The sequence below is a fragment of the Comamonas granuli NBRC 101663 genome (assembly GCF_000739995.1).
GTDB lineage: Bacteria > Pseudomonadota > Gammaproteobacteria > Burkholderiales > Burkholderiaceae_C > Simplicispira > Simplicispira granuli.
This window is the reverse complement of sequence record NZ_BBJX01000001.1, coordinates 38,010-54,870: the sequence shown is the minus strand read 5'-3', so window position 1 is coordinate 54,870 and position 16,861 is coordinate 38,010. Positions and strand designations below refer to the sequence as shown.

The window sequence follows — 16,861 nt, the reverse complement described above, 5'->3', positions numbered from 1 at the left end:
AATTTGTATCTGACCCCAATTAAAAACATGTAGCTATGCTTGCGGTGCATGACGTAATGCATTAATCTTCGCTTCCCTGCGAATTTTTGAGGAAGCGCGCCATGACCCAGGCAGCCGAAATCCAGCACCTGCAACAGCACGGCCTGTATGCATCCAGCCATGAACACGACGCCTGTGGCCTGGGCTTCGTGGCCCATATCAAGGGCCTGAAGCGGCACGACATCGTCACCGGCGCGCTCAAGATCCTGGAGAACCTGGACCACCGCGGCGCCGTGGGCGCCGACAAGCTCATGGGCGACGGCGCGGGCATCCTGATCCAGATCCCCGACCAGCTCTACCGCGAGGAGATGGCCCGCCAAGGCGTGGAGCTGCCTCCGGCCGGCGAATACGGTGTGGGCATGATCTTCCTGCCCAAGGAGCACGCCAGCCGCCTGGCTTGCGAGCAGGAGATGGAGCGCGCCATCAAGGCCGAAGGCCAGGTGCTGCTGGGCTGGCGCGACGTGCCGGTGAACCGCGACATGCCCATGTCGCCCACCGTGCGCGAGAAGGAGCCCATCCTGCGCCAGGTGTTCATCGGCCGCGGCACCGACGTGATCGTGCAGGATGCGCTCGAGCGCAAGCTCTACGTGATCCGCAAGACCGCCAGCGCCGCCATCCAGGCGCTCAAGCTCAAGCACAGCAAAGAGTATTACGTGCCCAGCATGAGCAGCCGCACCGTGGTCTACAAGGGGCTGCTGCTGGCCAACCAGGTCGGTGTGTACTACAAGGACCTGGCGGACGAGCGCTGCGTCTCGGCCATTGGTCTGGTGCACCAGCGCTTCTCGACCAACACCTTCCCCGAGTGGCCGCTCGCCCACCCCTACCGCTACGTGGCGCACAACGGCGAGATCAACACCGTGCGCGGCAACTACAACTGGATGCTGGCGCGCGAGGGCGTGATGGCCTCGCCCGTGCTGGGCGAGGACCTCAAGAAGCTCTACCCCATCAGCTTCGCCGGCCAGTCCGACACGGCTACCTTCGACAACTGCCTGGAGCTGCTCACCATGGCCGGCTACCCCATCAGCCAGGCGGTGATGATGATGATCCCCGAGCCCTGGGAGCAGCACGAGGCCATGGACGAGCGCCGCCGTGCGTTCTACGAATACCACGCCGCCATGATCGAGCCCTGGGACGGGCCCGCTTCAATAGTGTTCACCGACGGCCGCCAGATCGGCGCCACGCTGGACCGCAACGGCCTGCGCCCCTCGCGCTACGTGGTGACGGACGATGACCTGGTGATCCTGGCCTCCGAGGCCGGCGTGCTGCCCGTGCCGGACGGCAAGATCGTGCGCAAATGGCGCCTGCAGCCGGGCAAGATGCTGCTCATCGACCTGGAGCAGGGCCGCTTGATCGAGGACGACGAGCTCAAGGCCAACATCGTCAACACCAAGCCCTACAAGCAGTGGATCGAGAACCTGCGCATCAAGCTCGACGACGTGAAGGTGGGCGAGCCGGCTGTGCCGCCGGCGGCATCCGAGCTGCCGCTGCTGGACCGCCAGCAGGCCTTCGGCTTCACGCAGGAGGACATCAAGTTCCTGCTCGCGCCCATGGCGAAGAACGGCGAGGAGGGCGTGGGCTCCATGGGCAACGACAGCCCGCTGGCCGTGCTCTCGGACAAGAACAAGCCGCTGTACAACTACTTCCGCCAGATGTTCGCGCAGGTGACCAACCCGCCGATCGACCCGATCCGCGAGGCCATCGTCATGAGCCTAGTGTCCTTCGTGGGCCCCAAGCCCAACCTGCTGGACATCAACCAGGTCAACCCGCCCATGCGCCTGGAGCTGCACCAGCCCATCCTCGACTTCGAGGGCATGGCCAAGCTGCGCCAGATCGAGCAGTACACGCACGGCAAGTTCAAGAGCGCGACCATAGACATCACCTACCCGCTCGCCTGGGGCAAGCAGGGCGTGGAGGCCAAGCTGGCCTCGCTGTGCGCGCAGGCCGTCGATGAGATCAAGGGCGGCGCCAACATCCTGATCATCAGCGACCGCCTGCTCTCTGCCACGCAGGTGGCGATTCCCGCGCTGCTGGCGCTATCCAGCATCCACCAGCACCTGGTGCGCTCGGGCCTGCGCACCACGGCCGGCCTGGTGGTCGAGACCGGCACGGCGCGCGAGGTGCACCACTTCGCCGTGCTTGCAGGCTATGGCGCCGAGGCCGTCCACCCCTACCTGGCGCTGGAGACGCTGGCCGACATGCACAAGGACTTGAGCGGCGAGCTGTCTGCCGACAAGGCCATCTACAACTACATCAAGGCCATAGGCAAGGGCCTGTCCAAGATCATGTCCAAGATGGGCGTGTCCACCTACATGAGCTACTGCGGCGCTCAACTGTTCGAGGCCGTGGGCCTCAACAGCGACACGGTGCAGAAATACTTCACCGGCACCGCCAGCCGCGTGGAAGGCATCGGCGTGTTCGAGATCGCCGAGGAAGCCATCCGCACGCACTTGGCCGCCTTCGGCGACGACCCGGTGCTCGAAACCATGCTGGACGCCGGCGGCGAATACGCCTGGCGCGCGCGCGGCGAGGAGCACATGTGGACGCCCGACGCCATCGCCAAGCTGCAGCACTCCACGCGCTCGGGCAATTTCAGCACCTACAAGGAATACGCCCAGCTCATCAACGACCAGAGCAAGCGCCACATGACGCTGCGCGGCCTGTTCGAGTTCAAGTTCGACCCGGCGCAGGCCATTCCCGTGGACCAGGTCGAGCCCGCGCGCGAGATCGTCAAGCGCTTTGCCACCGGTGCCATGTCGCTGGGCTCGATCAGCACCGAGGCGCACGCCACCCTGGCCGTAGCCATGAACCGCATCGGCGGCAAGAGCAACACGGGCGAGGGCGGCGAAGACCCCAGGCGCTACCGCAAGGAGCTCAAGGGCATACCCATCCAGCAGGGCGAGACCCTGGCTTCCATCATCGGCAGCGACAAGGTGCAGGCCGACATCCCCCTGCAGGACGGCGACTCCCTGCGCTCCAAGATCAAGCAGGTGGCTTCGGGGCGCTTCGGCGTCACGGCCGAGTACCTGGCTTCCTCCGACCAGATCCAGATCAAGATGGCCCAGGGTGCCAAGCCCGGCGAAGGCGGCCAGTTGCCCGGCGGCAAGGTGTCCGACTACATCGGCCAACTGCGCCACTCCGTGCCCGGCGTGGGCCTGATCTCGCCGCCGCCGCACCACGACATCTACTCCATCGAAGACCTGGCCCAGCTCATCCACGACCTGAAGAACGTGGCCCCGCACGCCGACATCTCGGTCAAGCTGGTGTCCGAGGTGGGCGTGGGCACGATCGCCGCGGGCGTGGCCAAGTGCAAGAGCGACCATGTGGTGATCGCCGGGCATGACGGCGGCACGGGTGCCTCGCCCTGGTCCTCGATCAAGCATGCGGGCAGCCCGTGGGAAATCGGCCTGGCCGAAACCCAGCAGACCCTGGTCTTGAACCGCCTGCGCGGCCGCATCCGCGTGCAGGCCGACGGCCAGATGAAGACCGGGCGCGACGTGGTCATCGGCGCGCTGCTGGGCGCCGATGAATTCGGCTTCGCCACCGCGCCCCTGGTGGTCGAGGGCTGCATCATGATGCGCAAGTGCCACCTCAACACCTGCCCCGTGGGCGTGGCCACGCAGGACCCGCAACTGCGCGCCAAGTTCTCGGGCAAGCCCGAGCATGTGGTGAACTACTTCTTCTTCGTCGCCGAAGAGGTGCGCCAGATCATGGCCCAGCTCGGCATCGCCAAGTTCGACGAGCTCATCGGCCGCACCGAGCTGCTCGACACGCGCAAGGGGCTGCAGCACTGGAAGGCCCAGGGCCTGGACTTCTCGCGCCTGTTCGCCCAGCCGCAGGTGCCTGCCGACGTGGCGCGCTACCACGTCGAGGCGCAGGACCACGCGCTGGAGAGGGCGCTGGACGTCAAGCTCATCGAGCGCTGCCGGCCCGCCATCGACAAGGGCGAGCCCGTGCGCATCATGGAGGTGGCCAAGAACGTCAACCGCTCCGTGGGCGCCATGCTCTCGGGCGCGGTGACCAAGGCCCACCCCGAGGGGCTGGCGGACGACACCATCCGCATCCACTTCGAGGGCACGGGCGGCCAGTCCTTCGGCGCCTTCCTGTGCAGGGGCATCACGCTGAACCTCACCGGCGAGGCCAACGACTACACCGGCAAGGGCCTGTCGGGCGGGCGCATCATCGTGCGCCCCAGCCATGAGTTCCGCGGCGACGCAGCGGCCAACACCATCGTCGGCAACACGGTGATGTTCGGCGCCACCAGCGGCGAGGCCTTCTTCGCCGGCGTGGCGGGCGAGCGCTTTGCCGTGCGCCTGTCCGGCGCCACGGCGGTGGTCGAGGGCGTGGGCGACCACGGCTGCGAGTACATGACCGGCGGCACCGTGGTGGTGCTGGGCAAGACCGGGCGCAACTTCGCCGCCGGCATGAGCGGCGGCATTGCCTACGTCTACGACGAGGACGGCCGCTTCGACTCGCGCTGCAACCTGGCCATGGTGCGGCTCGAGCGCATCCAGCCGGCCGACGAACAGATGGCCAGCACGGACCGCGGCACCTGGCACCGCGACCAGACGGACGAGGCCCTGCTCAAGAAGCTGCTGGAGGACCACAGCCGCTGGACGGGCAGCAAGCGCGCACGCGAGATCCTGGACAACTGGGCCGCCTCGCGCAGCAAGTTCGTCAAGGTCTTCCCGACCGAGTACAAGCGCGCCCTGTCGGAAATTTATGAAAGAAAAGTGCTGGAAGAACAGGCCACACCTGCGGTAGTAGCTCCTAAAACAGAAGCAGCTCCCGCCAAGTAACCTCCGCGCGCCGGGCCCCGGGCCCGGCCGCCGCGGCACCGCATGCACAAGCACAGGACACCACGATCATGGGCAAGACCACCGGTTTCATGGAATACGGGCGCATCGAAGAGGGCTACGCACCGCCCGCCGAGCGCGTCAGGCACTACAAGGAATTCGTCATCGGCCTCGATGACGCGCAGGCCAAGACCCAGGCCGCGCGCTGCATGGACTGCGGCACGCCGTTCTGCAACAACGGCTGTCCGGTGAACAACATCATCCCGGACTTCAACGACCTCGTGTACCACCAGGACTGGAAGAGCGCCAGCGCCGTGCTGCACAGCACCAACAACTTCCCCGAGTTCACCGGCCGCATCTGCCCCGCGCCGTGCGAGGCCGCGTGCACGCTCAACATCAACAACGACCCCGTGGGCATCAAGAGCATCGAGCACGCCATCATCGACCGCGCCTGGGAGCACGGCTGGGTGCTGCCGCAGCCGGCCGCGCGCCAGACCGGCAAGAAGGTGGCCGTGGTCGGCTCCGGCCCGGCGGGCCTGGCGGCCGCGCAGCAACTGGCGCGTGCGGGCCACGCGGTGACGTTGTTCGAGAAGAACGACCGCGTGGGCGGCCTGCTGCGCTACGGCATTCCCGACTTCAAGCTCGACAAGGCGCACATCGACCGCCGCGTCGCGCAGCTCGTGGCCGAGGGCGTCACCATCCGCACCGGCGTGTTCGTGGGCAGCGCCGAGCAGGGCCTGGGCCCGGGCAGCAAGGTGACCAACTGGGCCAAGGAGACCGTCACGCCCGCGCAGCTGGCGCAGGACTTCGACGCCGTGCTGCTCGCCGGCGGCGCCGAAGCCTCGCGCGACCTGCCCGTGCCGGGCCGCGAGCTGGGCGGCATCCACTTCGCCATGGAGTTCCTGCCGCAGCAGAACAAGGTCAACGCGGGCGACAAGCTCAAGGGCCAGATCCGGGCCGACGGCAAGCATGTCATCGTCATCGGCGGCGGCGACACCGGCAGCGACTGTGTGGGCACCAGCAACCGCCACGGCGCGGCCAGCGTCACGCAGTTCGAGCTCATGCCCATGCCGCCCGAGCAGGAGAACAAGCCGCTGGTCTGGCCCTACTGGCCGACCAAGCTGCGCACCAGCTCCAGCCACGAGGAGGGCTGCGCGCGCGAGTTCGCCATCGCCACCAAGGAGTTCACCGGCAAGAACGGCAAGGTCACCGGCCTCAAGACCGTGCACGTGGAGTTCAAAGACGGCAAGTTCCACGAGATCGCCGGCACCGAGAAGACCTACCCGGCCGACCTGGTGCTGCTGGCCATGGGCTTCGTGAGCCCCGTGGCCGCCGTGCTCGATGCCTTCGGCGTGGACAAGGACGCCCGCGGCAACGCCCGCGCCAGCACCGACTTCAGCGGCGGCTACGCCACGAGTGTTCCGAAGGTGTTTGCCGCCGGCGACATGCGCCGCGGCCAGTCGCTGGTGGTCTGGGCCATCCGTGAAGGCCGCCAGGCCGCGCGCGCGGTGGATGAGTTCCTGATGGGGCAGTCCGACCTGCCACGCTGACCGGCGTGCCCGTCGGTTCTCCTGGCGCACCGCGCGCAGGGAGAATCGGTTGCTATTTTTTGTATAGCTGCTTGCGCTTGCTGGACAAGCGCTGCAGCCGTTTTTCATGCTGATGCGTCGCGGCCTGCGGGGGCATGGGGCGCGCGCGTGCGCCATTGATGGGACAATTGCGGGTTTTCCCTAGACCGGAGGCTTCTGCCAGGCGTGGCGCCTGCAGTGCTTTCCGGCCGTCCGTGTCATTTCCCCAAGGATTCTTGCACCATGAAAAAGTTTGCTGCAATTGCGCTGGTTGCCGTGGGCGCCCTGCTGGCGGCTTGTTCCAAACAAGAGGCCGCAGCCCCTGCGGCCGCGCCCGCACCGGCCGCCGTCACCAAGATCGTCGTCGGCCTGGACGACAACTTCCCGCCCATGGGTTTCCGCGACGAAAAGAACGAGCTCGTGGGCTTTGACATCGACATGGCCAAGGAAGCCGCCAAGCGCCTGGGCGTGGAGGTGGAGTTCAAGCCCATCGACTGGAGCGCCAAGGAGGCCGAGCTCTCGGGCAAGCGCGTGGACGCGCTGTGGAACGGCCTGACCATCACCGAAGAGCGCAAGCAGAACATCCTGTTCTCCGCGCCCTACATGGAGAACCACCAGATCATCGTGGTGCCCGCCGGCTCCGCCATCAAGACCAAGGCCGACCTGGCCGGCAAGGTCGTGGGCGCGCAGGACGGCTCCAGCGCCGTGGACGCCATCAAGAAGGAAGCGGCCGTCTTCCAGTCCTTCAAGGAATTCAAGACCTTCGGCGACAACGTGACCGCGCTGATGGACCTCTCCGCCGGCCGCCTGGAAGCCGTGGTGGTGGACGAGGTGGTGGGCCGCTACTATGTGGCCAAGAAGCCCGACCAGTATGCCGTGCTCGACGACAACTTCGGCACCGAGGAATACGGCGTGGGCCTGCGCAAGGACGACACCGAGCTGCACGGCAAGCTGGAAAAGGCCCTGGCCGACATGAAGCAGGACGGCAGCGCCGCGAAGATTGCCGAGCAGTGGTTCGGCAAGAACATCATCAAATAAGGCACACCCCCCTGTGGCGCTGCGCGCCTTCCCCCCGCTCTCGCAGCGCTGCGCGCTGCGGGCAGGGGGACACCGCCAGCGCGGCGGGGCGGCCCTTGCGCGGCGGTCGCTGGTCTGGGCCGCGCCGGTTGTGACGGCAGTGGGCCGTCAAACACTCTGAACCGTTGCCGCTATGGACTACGTTCTTTCCCTCCTGGGGCCGCTGGCGCAGGGCGCCGCCGTGACCCTCAAGCTGTTCGTCATCACGCTGGTGCTGGCGGTGCCGCTGGGGCTGGTGCTGGCGCTGGCGCGGGTGTCGCACTGGAAGGCGCTGTCGGCGGCCGTCAACGGCTACATCTGGCTCATGCGCGGCACGCCGCTCATGCTGCAGATGCTGTTCATCTACTTCGCGCTGCCCTTCGTGCCCGTGGTGGGCGTGCGCCTGCCGGACTTCCCGGCCGCCGTGGCGGCGTTCGCGCTGAACTACGCGGCCTACTTTGCCGAGATCTTCCGCGCCGGCATCCAGTCGGTGGACCGCGGCCAGTACGAGGCCGCCAAGGTGCTGGGCATGGGCTACGGCCAGACCATGCGCCGCATCGTGCTGCCGCAGATGGTGCGCTCCATCCTGCCGCCCATGAGCAACGAGACCATCACCCTGGTCAAGGACACCTCGCTGATCTACGTGCTGGCGCTCAACGACCTGCTGCGCGCCGCGCGCGGCATCGTGCAGCGCGACTTCACCACCACGCCCTTCATCGTCGCCGCGGCCTTCTATCTGCTCATGACCCTGGTGCTCACCTGGGGCTTCCAGCGCCTGGAGAAACGCTATGCCAAGTTGGACCAGTGAGGCCGCGCCCATGATCGAGGCGCGCGACGTGCGCAAGCGCTTCGGCCACAACGAGGTGCTGCGCGGCGTGTCGCTCGCGGTCGCCCCCGGCGAGGTGGTGGCCGTGATCGGGCCCTCGGGCTCGGGCAAGAGCACCTTTTTGCGCTGCCTCAACCACCTGGAGACCATCGACAGCGGGCACATCGCCATCGAGGGCGAGGTGCTCGCCACCACCGATGCCCAGGGCCGCTGCAGCTACGCCCCCGACGCGGCGCTGCGTCGCATCTGCGCCAAGACCGGCATGGTGTTCCAGCATTTCAACCTGTTCCCGCACCTCACCGTGCTTGAGAATCTCATCGAGGCCCCCATGGTGGTGCAGGGCCTGGCGCGCGAGGCCGCCATCGCCCGCGCCGAGACGCTGCTGGCCAAGGTGGGCCTGTCCCAGAAGCGTGACAACTACCCCGCGCGCCTGTCGGGCGGGCAGAAGCAGCGCGTGGCCATCGCGCGCGCGCTGTGCATGCAGCCGGACATCATGCTGTTCGACGAGCCCACCTCGGCGCTGGACCCCGAGCTCACCGGCGAGGTGCTGCGCACCATGCGCGAGCTCGCCGAGGAGCGCATGACCATGCTGGTGGTCACGCACGAGATGGGCTTTGCGCGCGAGGTGGCGCACCGCGTGGCCTTCATGGACCAGGGCGAGCTGATCGCGGCGCGGGCGGCGGCCGATTTCTTTGCCGACCCGGGGCACGAGCGGGCGCGGGCGTTCTTGCAGCACATGCTGTGAGGTTTGAGGGCCGAACTTGCGCGGCGCGCTGCGCCTGCGCCCCTGGGGGGGCGTGCAGCGAAGGGGCGCACATCCCGGCCCATAGCATCAAAAAGAATAGCTGCCAGCGCTTGATCCATCAGCGCTAGAGGGTGATTGGACTAAAAATCACCCAACGGCAGACACCACCACTTCCGGCAACTCCGCGGGGTCGCGCACCTCGTCCAGCGCATCGCCGCTGTGCAGCGGCCGCGCTGGCGCATCCAGCAGCGCGTGCACGAAGTTCGGCTGCGCCAGCAGCGCCTGGTGCATGGCGCCGTTGTAGAGCTGCAGGTCGCGCAGGCCGCGCGCGGCAATGCGCGCGTCCACCTCGTCGGCGCTGAGCCGGGCAGGGTCCGTGCTGTCCGATGCCATGCCCATGCACCACAGCGTGCCGTACAGCGGCACGTACTGCAGGTAGGGGCGGAAGATGGGGAACACCGCGCGCACCGAGGCGGCGATGCGCCCCAGGCTCTCGGGCAGGTGCACGGGCGAGCCCAGGTGCAGCGAGAGCACGCCGCCAGGGTTGAGCGCGCGGCGGCAGGCGGCGTAGAACTCCACGGTGTAGAGCTCCACGGCCGGGCCGAAGGGGTCGGTCAGGTCCAGGATGATCTGGTCGAAGCGCTCCTCGGTCTGGCCGATGAAGGCGCGCGCATCGCCCAGGCGCAGCTCCAGGCGCGGGTCGTCGAAGGCGCCGCGGTGGATGCTGGGCAGCCACGCGCGCGCCATGGCGACCACCTCGGCGTCGAGTTCGGCCAGCACCACGCGCTCCATGCCGGGCAGCTTGAGCAGCTCCTCGGCCGCACCGCCGTCGCCCCCGCCCACCACCAGCGCGCGGCGCACGCCCGCGTGGCCGATGGCCGGCAGGTGCACCATGGGCTCGTGGTAGAAAAACTCGTCGCGCTCGCTGGTCATGAAGCAGCCGTCGATGCGCATCACGCGCCCGAACTGCGGGTTCTCGAAGACCTCGATGTGCTGCCAGGCCGACTGGCGCTGGTCCAGCAGGCGGCGCTCGCTCAGGTAGAAGCCGAAATCGGCGTTCAGGCGCTCGGCCAGGTAACGTGTGGCCTGCACGGTGGGCTCGCCGCTCATCAGGCGCGGTCGACGCGGTGCAGGTGCGGGTCGGCCGGGTTGAAAGCGGCCTGCAGGTCGTCGAAGAGTTTCTGCGCCTTGGGGCGGTTGTTCTCGGTGTAGTTGCACACGTACACGTCCAGCGTGACGTAGCCCGCCTCGGGCCAGGTGTGGATGGACAGGTGCGACTCGGCCAGCACCACCACGCCGGTGACGCCGCCGCCCTCGCCAAAGCTGTGGAACAGGCTGCCCACGGTGGTCAGGCCGGCGGCCGCCACGCGGTCCTTGCAAAAGCTCTCCAGGTGGGCGGCGTCGAGCATCAGGCGGCTGTCGCACAGGCAGCCGTAGAGGTCGCCGATCAGGTGCAGGCCGGTGGCATGGCGGGGGGGGACGGGTGCCGGGATGGGGACGACGGACTGGAGATTCTTCATTGCGCGCAGGACCTTTCTTCGCGGGGTTGTGACATAACGGCAAACCCGGCAAGTGCACGAGCACCTGCAGGCGCCGCCCGGTGCGCTGCCGCGTGGGGGTACTGCGTGGAAGAAGGGGGAATGCCGCAGGCCGGGAGGCCCTTGCCGCGCCTTCGTTCCGCTGCGCACACCCAAGCGCACATGCAACGCTGACAGCAATCCGCTCGGCCAGGCGAGCGTGACATTTCTCGAACCCACGATTATAGCCAATGGCAATATGCAAACGCCGGAATTGCAGGTGCCGCCGTAGGGACAAGGGGGTTTACCCCTATGATGTACGGTTTGCCGGTTCGCGCCTTGGCGGCCCCATAGCTTGCCCGGGTGCGCCGCGCAGGCCTCTTTCTTGCTCATGCCATCCAGCGTCCCGCCGCCTTCTGCCGCTCTCGTGGAACTGCGCAACGTCACCTTCGGGTACGGCGAGCGCGTGGTGCTGCGCGACTTGTCGCTCGCGGTGCCGCGCGGCAAGGTCACGGCCATCATGGGGGCGTCGGGCGGCGGCAAGACCACGGTGCTGCGCCTGATCGGCGGGCAGCAGCGCGCGCAGGCCGGGCAGGTGCTGTTCGACGGCCAGGACGTGGGCCGCATGGACCCGGCGCAGCTCTACGCGGCGCGCCGGCGCATGGGCATGCTGTTCCAGTTCGGCGCGCTGTTCACCGACATGAGCGTGCTCGACAACGTCGCCTTCCCGCTGCGCGAGCACACGGATCTGCCCGAGGCGCTGGTGCGCGACATCGTGCTCATGAAGCTGCACGCCGTGGGCCTGCGCGGCGCACGCGACCTCATGCCCAGCCAGATCTCGGGCGGCATGGCGCGGCGCGTGGCGCTGGCGCGCGCCATTGCGCTGGACCCCGAGCTCATCATGTACGACGAGCCCTTTGCCGGGCTGGACCCGATTTCCCTGGGCACGGCGGCCCAGCTCATCCGCCAGCTCAACGACGCCATGGGGCTGACGACCATCGTGGTGTCGCACGACCTGGAGGAGACCTTCCGCCTCGCGGACCATGTCGTCATCCTGGGGCCGGGCTGCGTGGCGGCCCAGGGCACGCCGGCGCAGGTGCTGGCCAGCGCGGACCCGCTGGTGCACCAGTTCGTCCATGCCCTGCCGGTGGGGCCCGTGCCCTTCCATTACCCGGGGCCGGAGGTGGCTCAGGACTTCGGCCCGGGCAGCGGGGGGCGGCCATGAAGTGGTACCACCCCGCGAGCCTGGGCTTTGCCGTGCGGCGCAGGCTGGCCGGCGTCGGCCTGGGCGCGCGCCTGTTCCTGCGCCTGCTGGGGCTGGCGCCCGAGGCGCTGCGCCGCCCGCGCCTGGTGCGCGACCAGGTGCACTTCCTGGGCAACTACTCGCTGGCCATCATCGCCGTCTCGGGGCTGTTCGTCGGCTTCGTGCTGGCGCTGCAGGGCTACTACACGCTGCAGGACTTCGGCTCGACCGAGGCGCTGGGCCAGCTCGTCGCCCTGAGCCTACTGCGCGAGCTCGGGCCCGTCATCACCGCGCTGCTGTTCGCTGGGCGGGCGGGCACCTCGCTCACGGCCGAGATCGGCCTCATGCGCGCGGGCGAGCAGCTCAGCGCCATGGAGATGATGGCCGTGGACCCGGTGCGCCGCATCCTCGTGCCGCGCTTCTGGGCGGGCGTCGTCGCCATGCCGGTGCTGTGCGCGGTGTTCAATGCCGTGGGCGTGGCCGGCGGCTGGGTGGTGGCCGTGCCCATGATCGGGCTGGACAGCGGCTCCTTCTGGAGCCAGATGCAGGGCGGCGTGGACGTGTTCAGCGACGTGGGCAACGGCGTGGCCAAGAGCGTGGTGTTCGGCTTCACCGTCACCTTCGTGGCGCTGCTGCAGGGCTACACGGCCCGGCCCACGCCCGAGGGTGTGGCGCACGCGACCACGCGCACCGTGGTGATGGCCTCGCTGGCCGTGCTGGGGCTGGATTTCGTGCTCACGGCACTGATGTTCAGCGTTTGACAAGGAAAAATGCGATGCAACCGCACAAGAACGATGTCTGGGTGGGCCTGTTCGTGATGCTGGGCGCCGCGGCGCTGGTGTTCCTGGCGCTGCAGTCGGCCAACCTCCTGAGCCTGAATTTCGACCGCGGCTACCGCGTCACGGCGCGCTTTGACAACATCGGCGGGCTCAAGCCGCAGGCCGCGGTGCGCAGCGCGGGCGTGGTGGTGGGGCGCGTGGAGTCCATCACATTCGATGACAAAACTTACCAGGCCCAGGTCACGCTCGCTCTGGACAAACGCTATGCTTTCCCCAAGGACAGTTCGCTCAAGATTCTGACCAGCGGCCTGCTGGGCGAGCAGTACATCGGCATCGAGGCCGGCGCGGACGAAGCCACCCTCGCGCCGGGCGACGCGGTGGCCTCCACCCAGTCGGCCCTGGTGCTGGAGAATCTCATCAGCCAGTTCCTCTTCAGCAAGGCCGCCGAAGGCGCGGACAGCAAGAAATGAACACCACCACCTCTCCCCGGGGCCGCGCGGCCCGGGCCCTCCTGGCGCTGGCCCTGACTGGCGCCGCCCATGCCGGTGCGGCGCAGGCCGACGACCCGCTGGAGGCCTACAACCGCAGCATGACGCGCTTCAACGACGCGGTGGACGAGGCCGTGCTCAAACCCGTGGCCACGGCCTACCAGCAGGCCCTGCCCGCGCCGGTGCGCACCGGGGTGAGCAACTTCTTCGGCAACCTCGGCGATGCCTGGTCTTTCGTCAACAACAGCCTGCAACTGCGCGGCGAGGCGGCCATGGCCAGCTTTTTCCGCGTCAGCTTCAACACCCTGCTGGGGTTTGGCGGCGTGCTTGACGTGGCGAGCGACCTGGGCATCGAGCGCCACAAGCAGGACTTCGGCCTGACGCTGGGGCGCTGGGGCGTGCCCACGGGGCCATACTTCGTGCTGCCCATCCTCGGGCCTTCGACGGTGCGCGACACGCTGGCGCTGCCGCTGGACTGGCGCGGCTACCCGCTGCAGCAGGTCTCGCCCACTGCGACGCGCAATGGCCTGTACGTGCTGCGCGCCGTGGACACGCGCGCCAACCTGCTGCGTGCGGAAAGCGTGCTCGACGAGGCCGCGCTGGACAAATACAGCTTCACGCGCGACGTCTACCTGCAATTGCGCCGTGCCCCGGCTGCGCAGGGCGACGGCACCCTGCCGCCCGAGCCCGAACAGTGATGGGCGCCCCTTCCGGAGATACGACGATGACGAAACGCTGGTTTCTCGCCCGTGCCGCTGCCGCCCTGGCCGCCGCCGCCACCCTGGCCCTGGGCGGCGCACTGCCCGCGCAGGCCGCCGACGAGGCCCCCGATGCCCTGGTGCAGCGCCTCTCCAGCGAGGTGCTGGACGCGCTGCGCAGCGACAAGTCCATCAAGGCCGGCGATGTGGACAAGATCATGGTGCTGGTCGACCGGGTCATCATGCCCAATGTCAACTTCCGCCGCATGACGGCGGCCGCCGTCGGCCCCGGCTGGCGCCAGGCCAGCGCCGAGCAGCAGCAGCGCCTGCAGGAGGAGTTCAAGCAATTGCTGGTGCGCACCTACGCGGGCGCGCTGGCGCAGGTGAGCGACCAGACCGTGAGCGTCAAGCCCCTGCGCGCGGGCCCCGAGGACAAGGACGTGCTCGTGCGCACCGAGGTGCGCGGCCGCGGCGACCCGGTGCAGCTCGACTACCGCCTGGAGAAGACGCCCGGCCAGGGCGCGGGCTGGAAGATCTACAACCTCAACGTGCTGGGCGCCTGGCTGGTCGAGACCTACCGCAGCCAGTTCGCGCAGGAGATCAACGCCAAGGGTATCGACGGCCTGATCCAGACCCTGAGCGCGCGCAACAAGGGCAACGCCGCCCGCGGCTGAGCGGTGCGCGCAGACGGACTGCCCATGCTGGTGCTGCCCCCCGAGCTCACCCACCGCCAGGCGCGCGCCACCCTGGAGCAACTGCTGCAGGCCTTGCCCGCGGCCCCCGACGGCGCAGTGCAGGTGGATGCGCGCGCGCTGCGCGTGTTCGACTCCTCGGCGCTGGCCGTGCTGCTCGAATGCCGCCGTGCGGCCCTGGCCGCGGGCCGCGGCTTTGCGGTGCAGGGCCTGCCCGAGGCGCTGGCGGGCATGGCGGGGCTGTATGGGGTGCAAGACCTGCTGCATCCCCAGGATTGAAATGCCGGCGCCGGCCCGGAGCGGGCCCAGGACGTAAAATCGCCGGTTCCCATGCCCGCCGTATCCTTCCAGTCCGTCTCCAAGACCTATTCCACCCCCCGAGGGCCCTTTCACGCACTCAGCGGGGTGTCGCTGGACATCGAGGAGGGCGAGTTCTTCGGCCTGCTGGGCCCCAATGGGGCGGGCAAGACCACGCTGATCAGCATTCTGGCGGGCCTGACGCGCGCCAGCAGCGGCAGCGTTGCGGTGCTGGGCCACGACGTGCAGCAGGACTACGCCGCCGCCCGGCGCCAGCTCGGCGTGGTGCCGCAGGAACTGGTGTTCGACCCCTTCTTCAATGTGCGCGAGGCGCTGCGCTTTCAGGCCGGCTACTTTGGCGTGCGCGCCAGCGACGACTGGATCGACGAGCTGCTCGCCAACCTGGGTCTGGCCGACAAGGCCGGCGCCAACATGCGCCAGCTCTCGGGCGGCATGAAGCGCCGCGTGCTCGTGGCGCAGGCGCTGGTGCACAAGCCGCCCATCATCGTGCTCGACGAGCCCACGGCCGGGGTGGATGTGGAGTTGCGCCAGACGCTGTGGCAGTTCATTGCCCGCTTGAACCGCGAGGGCCGCACGGTGCTGCTGACCACCCATTACCTGGAAGAGGCTGAGGCCCTGTGCGGGCGCATTGCCATGCTCAGGAGCGGCCGCGTGGTGGCGCTGGAGCGCACCAGCGAACTGCTCAAGGCGGCCACGGGCAGCATGCTGCAGTTCAAGACGGACAGCGAGCTGCCGCTGGCCCTGGCGCTGCAGGCGCGCGTGACCGGGCGCATCGTGCAGCTGCCGGCGCAGGATGCGGGCGAGATCGAGCACCACCTGGCCGCGCTGCGCCAGGCCGGGGTGCCGGTGATGGACATGGAAATCCGCCGCCCGGACCTGGAGGACGTGTTCCTGCAGGTCATGTCCACCGCCGCCACGCAGCAGGAAGGGGCGCACGCATGACCGGCTGGCAGATGCTGTTCTACAAGGAGGTGCTGCGCTTCTGGAAGGTCAGCTTCCAGACCGTGGCGGCGCCGGTGCTTACCGCCGTGCTGTACCTGCTGATCTTCGGCCATGTGCTCGAAGACCATGTGAAGGTGTACAACCGCATCGGCTACACGGCCTTTCTGGTGCCCGGCCTGGTGATGATGAGCGTGCTGCAGAACGCCTTCGCCAACAGCTCGTCCAGCCTGATCCAGAGCAAGATCATGGGCAGCCTGGTGTTCCAACTGCTCACGCCGCTGTCGCACTGGGCCTGGTTCGTGGCGTATGTGGGCTCGTCGATGGTGCGCGGCCTGGTGGTCGGGCTGGGCGTGTTTGTCGTCACGCTGGGCTTTGCCGCGCCGCAGTTCGCCGCGCCGCTGTGGATTTTCGCGTTCGCCCTGCTGGGCGCGGCGCTGCTGGCCACGCTGGGCGTGATTGCCGGGCTGTGGGCCGACAAGTTCGACCAGCTCGCGGCCTTCCAGAACTTCATCATCGTGCCCATGACCTTCCTCTCGGGCGTGTTCTATTCCATCGCCTCGCTGCCGCCGTTCTGGCAGGGGGTGAGCCACCTCAACCCGTTCTTCTACATGATCGACGGCTTCCGCTACGGCTTCTTCGGCGTGAGCGACGCCTCGCCCTGGCTCAGCCTGTCCATCGTCGGCACGGCCTGGCTGGGCGTGAGCGTGCTGGCGGTGCACCTGCTGCGCAGCGGCTACAAGATCCGGGGGTGAGGACCATCCCGCTGGAGCTGCTGCGCGCCTGTCCCCGCTCTCGCAGCGCCGCGGGCCGGGGGCGCCAGTTTTTGACCATGGGCATTGCCCCACACGCAAGGGACCACCGACATGACTGCTGACCAAATCAAAGACCTCATCACCGCTGGCCTGGCCTGCGAGCACATCACCCTGGAAGGCGACGGCCGGCACTGGTATGCCACCATCGTCTCGCCCGAGTTCGAGGGCAAGCGCCCCATCGCGCGCCACCAGCGCGTGTATGCCACGCTGGGCAGCAAAATGCAGAACGACGAAGTGCACGCCCTGTCGATGAAGACCTACACCCCGGCCGAATGGGCCGAGCTCAGCGCCCGCTGAGTACTATGAAAAACAGAGCTTCTGGCGCTTGATGGATAAGCGCTACAG

Annotated in this window: 16 protein-coding genes; 14 read left to right on the top strand and 2 right to left on the bottom strand. The window is 68.2% G+C overall.

All coding sequences use genetic code 11. The annotated features are described in order from the left end of the window. The first annotated feature begins 101 nt into the window (after positions 1 to 101). The 5 genes from CGR01S_RS00295 (at position 102) to CGR01S_RS00275 (ending at position 9,027) form a co-directional block, all read left to right on the top strand. Positions 102 to 4,835 (top strand): glutamate synthase-related protein, encoded by a 4,734-nt coding sequence (locus CGR01S_RS00295; RefSeq protein ID WP_042421191.1) that lies wholly within the window; start codon positions 102 to 104, stop codon positions 4,833 to 4,835. Between the two features lie 68 nt (positions 4,836 to 4,903). Next, positions 4,904 to 6,382 (top strand): glutamate synthase subunit beta, encoded by a 1,479-nt coding sequence (locus CGR01S_RS00290; RefSeq protein WP_042421189.1) that lies wholly within the window; start codon positions 4,904 to 4,906, stop codon positions 6,380 to 6,382. A 261-nt stretch (positions 6,383 to 6,643) separates the two neighbouring features. Continuing rightward, positions 6,644 to 7,438 (top strand): amino acid ABC transporter substrate-binding protein, encoded by a 795-nt coding sequence (locus tag CGR01S_RS00285; RefSeq protein WP_042421186.1) that lies wholly within the window; start codon positions 6,644 to 6,646, stop codon positions 7,436 to 7,438. A 172-nt stretch (positions 7,439 to 7,610) separates the two neighbouring features. Then, positions 7,611 to 8,264: an amino acid ABC transporter permease gene (locus CGR01S_RS00280; RefSeq protein ID WP_042421184.1), complete on the top strand. Its 654-nt coding sequence runs from the start codon at positions 7,611 to 7,613 to the stop codon at positions 8,262 to 8,264. Further along, positions 8,245 to 9,027 (top strand): amino acid ABC transporter ATP-binding protein, encoded by a 783-nt coding sequence (locus CGR01S_RS00275; RefSeq protein WP_042421181.1) that lies wholly within the window; start codon positions 8,245 to 8,247, stop codon positions 9,025 to 9,027. Before CGR01S_RS00280 ends, CGR01S_RS00275 begins: the two co-directional genes overlap by 20 nt. A 147-nt stretch (positions 9,028 to 9,174) precedes the next feature. Here the strand turns inward: CGR01S_RS00275 and speE are convergent, their stop codons facing one another. Both speE and speD read right to left on the bottom strand, forming a co-directional pair. Continuing rightward, positions 9,175 to 10,137 (bottom strand): polyamine aminopropyltransferase, encoded by a 963-nt coding sequence (gene speE, locus CGR01S_RS00270; protein ID WP_042421177.1) that lies wholly within the window; start codon positions 10,135 to 10,137, stop codon positions 9,175 to 9,177. Beyond that, positions 10,137 to 10,547 (bottom strand): adenosylmethionine decarboxylase, encoded by a 411-nt coding sequence (gene speD, locus CGR01S_RS00265; RefSeq protein ID WP_042421174.1) that lies wholly within the window; start codon positions 10,545 to 10,547, stop codon positions 10,137 to 10,139. Before speD ends, speE begins: the two co-directional genes overlap by 1 nt. 388 nt (positions 10,548 to 10,935) lie before the next feature. Between speD and CGR01S_RS00260 the strand changes: the two genes are divergently transcribed. From CGR01S_RS00260 to CGR01S_RS00220, 9 genes are all read left to right on the top strand, one after another. Further along, positions 10,936 to 11,769, top strand: coding sequence for an ABC transporter ATP-binding protein (locus CGR01S_RS00260; protein ID WP_042421171.1), 834 nt, complete (start codon positions 10,936 to 10,938; stop codon positions 11,767 to 11,769). Then, positions 11,766 to 12,548 carry a lipid asymmetry maintenance ABC transporter permease subunit MlaE gene (gene mlaE / locus CGR01S_RS00255; RefSeq protein ID WP_042421169.1) on the top strand — a complete coding sequence of 261 codons (783 nt, stop codon included), beginning with the start codon at positions 11,766 to 11,768 and terminating at the stop codon, positions 12,546 to 12,548. Before CGR01S_RS00260 ends, mlaE begins: the two co-directional genes overlap by 4 nt. Before the next feature lie 14 nt (positions 12,549 to 12,562). Further along, positions 12,563 to 13,036: an outer membrane lipid asymmetry maintenance protein MlaD gene (gene mlaD, locus CGR01S_RS00250; RefSeq protein ID WP_042421168.1), complete on the top strand. Its 474-nt coding sequence runs from the start codon at positions 12,563 to 12,565 to the stop codon at positions 13,034 to 13,036. Then, positions 13,033 to 13,752, top strand: a complete 720-nt coding sequence (locus tag CGR01S_RS00245; RefSeq protein WP_042421165.1) for an MlaA family lipoprotein — start codon at positions 13,033 to 13,035, stop codon at positions 13,750 to 13,752. The genes mlaD and CGR01S_RS00245 overlap by 4 nt, the downstream gene beginning before the upstream one ends. A 26-nt stretch (positions 13,753 to 13,778) precedes the next feature. Beyond that, positions 13,779 to 14,426: an MlaC/ttg2D family ABC transporter substrate-binding protein gene (locus CGR01S_RS00240; protein ID WP_042421162.1), complete on the top strand. Its 648-nt coding sequence runs from the start codon at positions 13,779 to 13,781 to the stop codon at positions 14,424 to 14,426. Positions 14,427 to 14,450: 24 nt separating this feature from the next. After that, complete coding sequence (locus tag CGR01S_RS00235) at positions 14,451 to 14,723, top strand: STAS domain-containing protein (RefSeq protein WP_042421159.1); 273 nt, start codon at positions 14,451 to 14,453, stop codon at positions 14,721 to 14,723. A 51-nt stretch (positions 14,724 to 14,774) separates the two neighbouring features. Beyond that, entirely contained in the window at positions 14,775 to 15,704 is a 930-nt protein-coding gene (locus CGR01S_RS00230) for an ABC transporter ATP-binding protein (protein ID WP_042421154.1), read from the top strand. Further along, entirely contained in the window at positions 15,701 to 16,456 is a 756-nt protein-coding gene (locus CGR01S_RS00225; protein WP_042421151.1) for an ABC transporter permease, read from the top strand. Before CGR01S_RS00230 ends, CGR01S_RS00225 begins: the two co-directional genes overlap by 4 nt. Positions 16,457 to 16,567: 111 nt before the next feature. Further along, a complete protein-coding gene (locus tag CGR01S_RS00220; protein ID WP_042421148.1) occupies positions 16,568 to 16,813 on the top strand; it encodes a BolA family protein in 246 nt (81 codons plus the stop codon). Positions 16,814 to 16,861 lie beyond the last annotated feature (48 nt).